The organism is uncultured Gimesia sp. (assembly GCF_937919775.1).
Classification (GTDB): domain Bacteria; phylum Planctomycetota; class Planctomycetia; order Planctomycetales; family Planctomycetaceae; genus Gimesia.
Genome location: NZ_CALFPF010000546.1, coordinates 1 through 7101 on the forward strand (window position 1 = coordinate 1; position 7101 = coordinate 7101).

The window sequence follows — 7101 nt, forward strand, 5'->3', positions numbered from 1 at the left end:
GGGAGACACTGTTTACGGCTTACAAAGACGTGCAGCGATCGGCGCGCGACAGCCGATGGAAATTAATTACTTATCCGCAGATCAACAAGTCACAATTATTCGACCTGGAGAATGATCCACAAGAAACGAAAAATCTGTTCGGTCAGTCAGATTGTCAAAGTCATGCAGACCGCCTGCTGGCTGTCATGAAAGACTGGCAGAAAAAGGTCGGGGATACCAGCCCGCTGACATCGGCTGCTCCTCAAGACGCAACATTTAATGTGCCCACGCCGGAAGAACTCAAGAAATTGAAACAAGGCGGGCAACCCCAAAAGAAGAAAAATAAAAAGCAATCATCACAAGAGAGTTAAGAACACAATGGTATCAGAAGATCGTCCACCGATTCGTTTAGATCAGTTTTTAAAACAGCAGGCTGCAGTGGGAACAGGAGGGCATGCCAAGGTCGTCATTCAGGCGGGAGAAGTAACCGTGAATGGTGCAGTCGAGATCAGACGCAGTAAACAGCTTTCACCTGGAGACGTCGTGGCATATGCCGGCGAACAGTGGTGTGTGGAATTAGATCCCGAGAGCTGATTATTTGATGTTGCGACGGTGGATGTTAAAAAAACCACCGACGACAATTACGCAGAGAATCAGCTTCAGATAGTCTGAAATCGTTGCATCGCGCCAAATATCCAGAAAGTAATACATCCAGCCATCGATCCAGAGTTCCATGAGAAGTCCCCCCGTTATTGGCCCGCAACAAATGTGCTATGAATATTCTAGCTTCTGTTTGAGCACATAACTGACGGGGACGGGAATAACGTATGCAGTACCGTGGATAGTTGTTTTTTAGAAACGGGGCGTTTGTATTCGCGACTCAATCATTCTGGCCTTCTCTTCAAGATCCGGGTCGTGTGGTGCAATATTTTGGAGCTGTAAGAATGTTTCCTCAGCTTCAGGAATCAGAGAATAAAACAGCTGGTACTTCAGAAGTAACTTTAACAGTTGTGGGTTGTTGGGAATGAACATATTCGTCCGTTCAACCAGATGCAGTGCTTTGCCGGGTACTCCGTATTCTTCATAAGCTCCAGCAAGAACCAGCAGTTCAGACAGGAGAGCTGCAGTCTGTTGTGCGGTTTTGTCATCATGAAATTGTGCCAGATTTTTTAAAAGATTTTCTACTTTTTCCTCGCGGGCCAGCATGATTAGTAACGCCGGGGCCGCTGGTTCCCCTGACTGGTTGGCAAAATTTAATTGTTGAATGGCGTCGGCTTTGCGATCTTCAGCGAGGTAGACCCTGGCCAGTAATGTATGCAGTTCCGGTTGTCCATTGAGATAATGGGGATCAGTTTTGAGTGCTTTGAGTAAAAGCCGCTCTGCTTTATCAATTTGCGACAAACGCAAATACATTGCCGCCAGCTTGAGATCCTGGTTTTCTGTTTGATCACGGGTTTGTGGCTGCGTGCCTCCAGAATGATCGCTGGATTCCAACTTGCTTTGTGCCAGAGTGATCCCCTGCATCAGATCGCGATGGAGCATTTTCTGGTCAGGCATGGAGAAGGCGCGTTCGAATTCGTGGATGGCTTTCTGGTAACGTTTTGTTTTGTTGTAGGACCAGGCCAGCAGGTTTGTCAGTCTGACATCTTCGATCTTTTGCTGTTGCAGGTTTTCTACGTATGCAATCAATTCCGCATAATGTCCGGCTTCAAACAGCTGTTGCGTCAACGCTACTTGAAATGAAAGGCGATGTGGAAACTTTTCAATCGCGTTACGGGCAATCTTCAGCGAATCATCGTCGTTCCAATATTCCTGACGAATCGTCCCGCTGCGATTGGGTTCCAGTTTGAGAATCATGACACCCTGATCGTCATAAACCGGAGTCATCCGATAGACGAGATCCTCATCGAGCAGATGCCAGGGAAAGGCTGAAACAGTTTCACGGCTGAAGGTTACCAGATAGTTCGCTGAGAAATTCTGTATGTCCCAATGCAGTTTGTCCGCATTGGTGGTTTCAAAAAAGTTCAGCATCTGATATCGCTGTCCGGTGGTTGCGACATCGGCGCGTCGTGTAATCAGACGGCTCTCCGGGGACGTGTTCTGTCTGATCCAGTCGCCCGCTGCTAGCCAGTTGCTGAACTGGTTCGGCGGGAGTTGATCGTTATAGAATTGATCTGACTGAGTCACCATGCGTAGATTGGCACTCATCAAACGGTAGTCTGTCTTGATCTGCCAACCACAAAAAATCGCGAAGAGGATCGAGCAGGTCAAGATTAACGTTTTGCGGGTCTGCGGACGAGAAACTGCGATGTGTCGTACAAATGCATTCCAGCCAGCAGGCACAAATGCAAGCACGACTGGCACCAGAGGAAGAGTAAACCGCTGTTGAATCCAAGGCCACAGGGAAAGCATGCCGAGGCTCAAGATGATATACCACAGGGCAACGGTTCCCCCCTGATCGCGACGTTTGAGCATGCCGTAAAATGACAGTCCGAGAATCAATGCTCCCAGAGTGAGAAACAGCCAGACCGGTCCAGGAAGAAAGGAGTTTTCATCCAGAATCATCCGCGCATAACGGGGGGCAATACCCGGCATATCTGGAAAGAGTTTCTGGCAGAAACTTTCATAATGCGTCGTGCATCTTTCAAAGATACTGAGCAGTGTCCCTGAAATTCCCTGTGATTTTATCTCTTGCAAAGCGACCGAAGTGTAACCACTTTTTTCCAGCGCGGAATTTCGATACATCCAGATTCCCGAAGCCAGCAGGGAACAGGCAACGCCAGTCAGCCAAGGCCAGCGTTTGCGGCTGATGACGGCCCATAAACCGACTGCCAGAACCAGCGCGATACCCACCGTTCTGAGAAACGGGAGAAAGATCAGGAGTGCGCTGAATAAAATCAGATCTTTTTTACCGGGATGATCCTGTCGAACCGCCAGCAGAGAGAGAATTGCCAGCGAACAGGCCATAAACGGAATTTCGCTCATCACGATCGTTGAGAAAAAAAGCGTGTAGGGATTGATGGCGACAAGGAATGTGATCAGCAGAGCCGGCCCATAAAATTTGGGTACTGGTTGGTTTTCAAGTACTTTCGCTGGTTCTTGCAGGCGGCAAATATATTGATACAGCAGGATGAGCAACGCCAGCGCCGTCAGCAAGACCGTCGCTTTGGCAAGCAGAATATTGTAAGGCGCAACAAATGCCGCCGGAGTCAGTAAAAGAGACATTCCCGGCGGGCGATGTGCATAGAGTGGTTCACCCGGCGTATCGATTTGTCGATAACCGGAGCCGTTAACCAGCGATTTTGCCATGATGACGTAGCGGGCACTGTCGGGTGTGAAAAAATAAAGCTGATTCCAACGCGCGACAGCCATGCCTGAAAAGAGCACCAGTAAGGCAATGATGCCTGTTTTGTGCGAGCGAAAAACGGATTGAACGACGCCTTTCATAAAGTAAACCAAATCTGTAAAGGCTGTAGGAAGAAAGGAAACCTGACCGGCAGAAACAACTTAAGTGCAAATGGTATTCCTCCCGGCAAAACGGAGGCAGCGGCGTTCGAGCGGCGTTCAGAATGTGCGGGAATCGTCTGGTGCTGCTGATTGTAGAGGCTTCGGCAGGAAAAACAGGGGTCATTTTCATAAGACAGCGTTGAAATTGGCTGCAGAGGCGATGCTGAAAAGATGCTGAAAAACAACAGTGTTGATTTTCGGAAACGGACTTTCATCTTCGCCGCGGAAGACCTGCCGTTGCATTTTTAAGCCAATTGTTTCACAATTCGAACCGCGCGACCCGCCACATCGTTCAACAGCAGACAAATTCAGCATTCTTAAATTCTCAGGTGTTTATCATGGATGACAGCAAGTTTCTTTCCTTAAAACAACCTCTGCAGACTCTTGGGGAAACGGAACAATTAATTTCCTTTCTGGAATCGCAGAACACGTTTTCTTTTCCGGCTCTGAAAAACGGCCTGTTTCCCGCAGCGATTGCACATGAATCGACGGGATACCAGAGCATCTGGGTGCGAGATAATATTCACGTAGCACATGCGTTGTATGCTGTCGGAAACGAGAAACCCGCCTGCCAAGCGATGGCCACTTTAACCGATTATTTCATCAAACACAGAGATCGTTTTGACGATATCATTTCCGGTAAAACAAAAGCTGCGGAAGTGATGAAACGCCCTCACATCCGCTTTGATGGAAATACACTGGGCGAAATCGATGAAAAGTGGGCTCATGCGCAAAACGATGCACTGGGATATTATCTCTGGTTTTACAGTCTGTTGCTGTTACAGGGAAAGTTGACACCGACTCACGATTCGCTGGAGTTACTGGCGGCCTTTGTGCGTTATTTCGAGAAGATCCGTTTCTGGGAAGACGCAGACAGCGGCCACTGGGAAGAGGCCCGCAAGGTGGAAGCATCCAGCATTGGTACTGTCATTGCCGGCTTGATGACCTTGAAGCAGTATCTGGATCAGAATGAAAACTGGAGCCAGTTTACGTTTGGCAAAAAACATGTTCCCGTGGAAATGGTAGATGAGTTAATTCAGCAGGGGCAGACGACGCTGTCGCAAATTCTTCCCGCGGAATGTATTCAGCCTGACCCGTTACTGGCCCGGAAATACGACGGCGCGCTGTTATTTCTGATCTATCCTCTGGGACTGGTGCAGGGCGAGATGGCGGAGACGATCATGGAAGATGTCCGAACACATCTGATGGGTGACTATGGAATCCGCCGTTATCTGGGGGATTCCTACTGGTGTGCTGACTACAAGGAAATGTTCAGCGAAGATGACAGAACGAGCGACTTCAGTGAAGATCAGGCCAGTCGGGATAAGCTCTTGAAGCCGGGCCAGGAAGCCCAGTGGTGTATCTTCGATTCGATTTTATCCGTGATTTACGGTCAGCGATTTCTACAGTCGGATCATTCTGACGATTATGAGAACCAGCGTCTGCATCTGGATCGCGCGCTCAATCAGCTCACGACTCAGGAATGCAGTTTCGGTGCATATCGCTGTCCTGAATCGTATTTCCTCGAAAAGGGAAAATATGTTCCCAACGATATTACCCCTTTGTTGTGGACGCAGGGCAATCTGATGATGGCCTTGCATCAATGGAAACAGACTGTCAAAGCACGCAGCTGATCTACTCCCTGTGCTTCTGTCCGTTTCAGTCTTGGAACAGTAATTGACGGATCAATTCGCTGTAGGTCTGACGGTCGGCTCTTTGGAGTGCTTCTTCTGCCTGATGTAGTAACTCGCTCTGCCGTTTCGTGACCGGGATGGCCGTCTGTTCGTCGGGGATTTCAGGGATCAGTCTCTGGACTAGTTGATTCAGCAGGATCTCAAGGCCTGTTTTCGTTTTGGATGAGACGGGAATAGCCTGTTCGGGTAGAGGAGAATCCCAGCGTAACGGGAGATCGATTTTATGCGCGACCACGATCGAATCAGACCATTGGGAGAGCAGTCGCTGGTCGTCTGCCTGCGCCGGCTGGCTGGTGTCAATCAGAATCACGCAGCAGTCGGCTGCATTGAGAACTTGTTCTGCACGTTGGATGCCCGCTGCTTCCAGGGGAGCCGCCTCGCCACGGATGCCCGCGGTATCTGAAAACTGAAAAGGCCAGCCTTCGATAGCCGTGGTTGCGGTCAGCACATCGCGCGTGGTGCCCGCTTCGTCAAACACGATGGAACGGTCGTAGCCCAGAATCGCATTGATCAAGCTCGACTTACCCACATTCGGACGACCGGCCAACACGACACGCCAGGGAGTTGTCAAATGCAGGCCCAGATGCTCCCAGCGAAGCAGCTCCTGAATTCGTGTTTGAAATTCTTCAGGATCAAAGTCCGATTTTTCATCAGGCATGAGTGCTGTGAATGCGGCTCGTAACAGTCCCTGCGACTGACGCAGCAGGATTTCCGCAGCCCGGAATGTCGTGGCGGCAGTCAGTGTTTCCTGCAGTTCCACTTCCAGCGCCGGTTCGATTTTTCGGGCGAAATCCTGCCAGGACTGGATATCACAGCCCTGTGTCTGCAGGTCTTTCAGAATGCGTTCCACGGCCGCCATTCCGCCATGACAGTGAATATCGACGGTTTCGTGATCGAGGCGACAGAGCACAAGATCTTCGTTATTGTCCTGTCCCCAGAGACCATATACGATTCCATCCATCGACTGCTGTTCGAGTATTTTCCTGTTCGCTGCGTGAAAACAGGCATCGATTGCGGCTGTTAACGGAAGCGACTCGCCGTGAACGCGAATGGTGGCGACGGCTCCTCTGCCACGGGGCGTCAGCAGCGCGGCTGAGCAGGACGATGATTTGATTCTGGAGCATTCTGACATATTAACCGGCACCACTGATTTTCTGAGCCACCAAAGCCAGCCCCTGTAACGTGAGCAACGGTTCAAACCGGACAAAACCTTCGAGGTGTGGGGCCAATAAAGCAGAGCCGCCCCCCGTTAATAAAATGAGGGGAGGGACTTGGCTGGCATGAGGCAGAGACTGGTTTTGTTGCTGAGCGACGAGTTCCCGTATCGCTCCCAGTTGCCCCCAGAAGAGTCCGCTTCGAATGGCATCCGTTGTGTTTTTTCCCAGAACCACCGGTGCTGCCTGGCGCAAATCATCAACGGGAATCAGAGGAAGCAGGGCCGTGTAATCGTGCAGTGCTTTAGCAGATAATTCAAAGCCGGGGAGAATGGCTCCGCCGGCAAAACTTCCATTCGGGTTGACAACGTCAACTGTCGTTGCGGTTCCGGTATCGATGATGATGACGCCTTGTTCTCTTTCGCGAAGCCGATTGGCGGCGACCGCGTTGAGCAGGCGGTCGATGCCGACTTTGCGAGGTTCATCGACACAGATTTCCAGCGGGAAATCGGCTGTGTTAAGCACTTCGATCGGAGGTGGTAGTATTCCCTGCGGCCAGTTTTTGACAACCCGTTCGATTCCCTGTGGATTCGAACCAGCGACAACAGTCTGACAGGTTTCGCCCAGTTGGTCGCCAAACCAGCCGGTTACCTGTTCCCAGGGGAGAGGGCCATCAATTAATATTGAGAACGCGTTCACCACGAACGGAAGTTGTCTGGATTCTCCCGCGGCGCATTCTGTGAGCAGCGACACAAATTTGATACGGC

At 50.5% G+C, this 7101-nt stretch carries 7 protein-coding genes; 3 read left to right on the forward strand and 4 right to left on the reverse strand.

Translation table 11 applies throughout. The features are described from left to right. The coding region (locus tag Q0294_RS15695) for a sulfatase/phosphatase domain-containing protein (protein WP_299467332.1) at positions 1-350 on the forward strand (350 nt) is incomplete at its 5' end. Positions 351-357: 7 nt separating this feature from the next. Beyond that, positions 358-573 (forward strand): RNA-binding S4 domain-containing protein, encoded by a 216-nt coding sequence (locus tag Q0294_RS15700; RefSeq protein ID WP_299467334.1) that lies wholly within the window; start codon positions 358-360, stop codon positions 571-573. Here the strand turns inward: Q0294_RS15700 and Q0294_RS15705 are convergent, their stop codons facing one another. After that, on the reverse strand, positions 574-714 hold the full coding sequence (locus tag Q0294_RS15705) for a hypothetical protein (protein ID WP_299467336.1): 141 nt from the start codon (positions 712-714) through the stop codon (positions 574-576). A gap of 117 nt (positions 715-831) precedes the next feature. Continuing rightward, the gene (locus Q0294_RS15710) at positions 832-3426 is read right to left on the reverse strand and encodes a hypothetical protein (RefSeq protein WP_299467338.1); all 2595 of its coding nucleotides are present in this window, start codon (positions 3424-3426) and stop codon (positions 832-834) included. Positions 3427-3824: 398 nt separating this feature from the next. Here Q0294_RS15710 and Q0294_RS15715 point away from each other — a divergent pair, with 398 nt between their 5' ends. Next, positions 3825-5120: a glycoside hydrolase family 15 protein gene (locus tag Q0294_RS15715; RefSeq protein WP_299467340.1), complete on the forward strand. Its 1296-nt coding sequence runs from the start codon at positions 3825-3827 to the stop codon at positions 5118-5120. Positions 5121-5145: 25 nt separating this feature from the next. Here the strand turns inward: Q0294_RS15715 and Q0294_RS15720 are convergent, their stop codons facing one another. Further along, positions 5146-6312 (reverse strand): GTPase, encoded by a 1167-nt coding sequence (locus Q0294_RS15720; protein ID WP_299467342.1) that lies wholly within the window; start codon positions 6310-6312, stop codon positions 5146-5148. 1 nt (position 6313) lies between these two features. After that, positions 6314-7101: type III pantothenate kinase (locus Q0294_RS15725; protein WP_299467344.1), on the reverse strand; the 788-nt coding region annotated here is incomplete at its 5' end.

Bases quoted from the DNA above. Each gene is read 5' to 3' on its own strand.
- Q0294_RS15700 (WP_299467334.1), top strand. From the start codon at position 358: ATGGTATCAGAAGATCGTCCACCGATTCGTTTAGATCAGTTTTTAAAA.
- Q0294_RS15705 (WP_299467336.1), bottom strand. From the start codon at position 714: ATGGAACTCTGGATCGATGGCTGGATGTATTACTTTCTGGATATTTGG.
- Q0294_RS15710 (WP_299467338.1), bottom strand. From the start codon at position 3,426: ATGAAAGGCGTCGTTCAATCCGTTTTTCGCTCGCACAAAACAGGCATC.
- Q0294_RS15715 (WP_299467340.1), top strand. From the start codon at position 3,825: ATGGATGACAGCAAGTTTCTTTCCTTAAAACAACCTCTGCAGACTCTT.
- Q0294_RS15720 (WP_299467342.1), bottom strand. From the start codon at position 6,312: ATGTCAGAATGCTCCAGAATCAAATCATCGTCCTGCTCAGCCGCGCTG.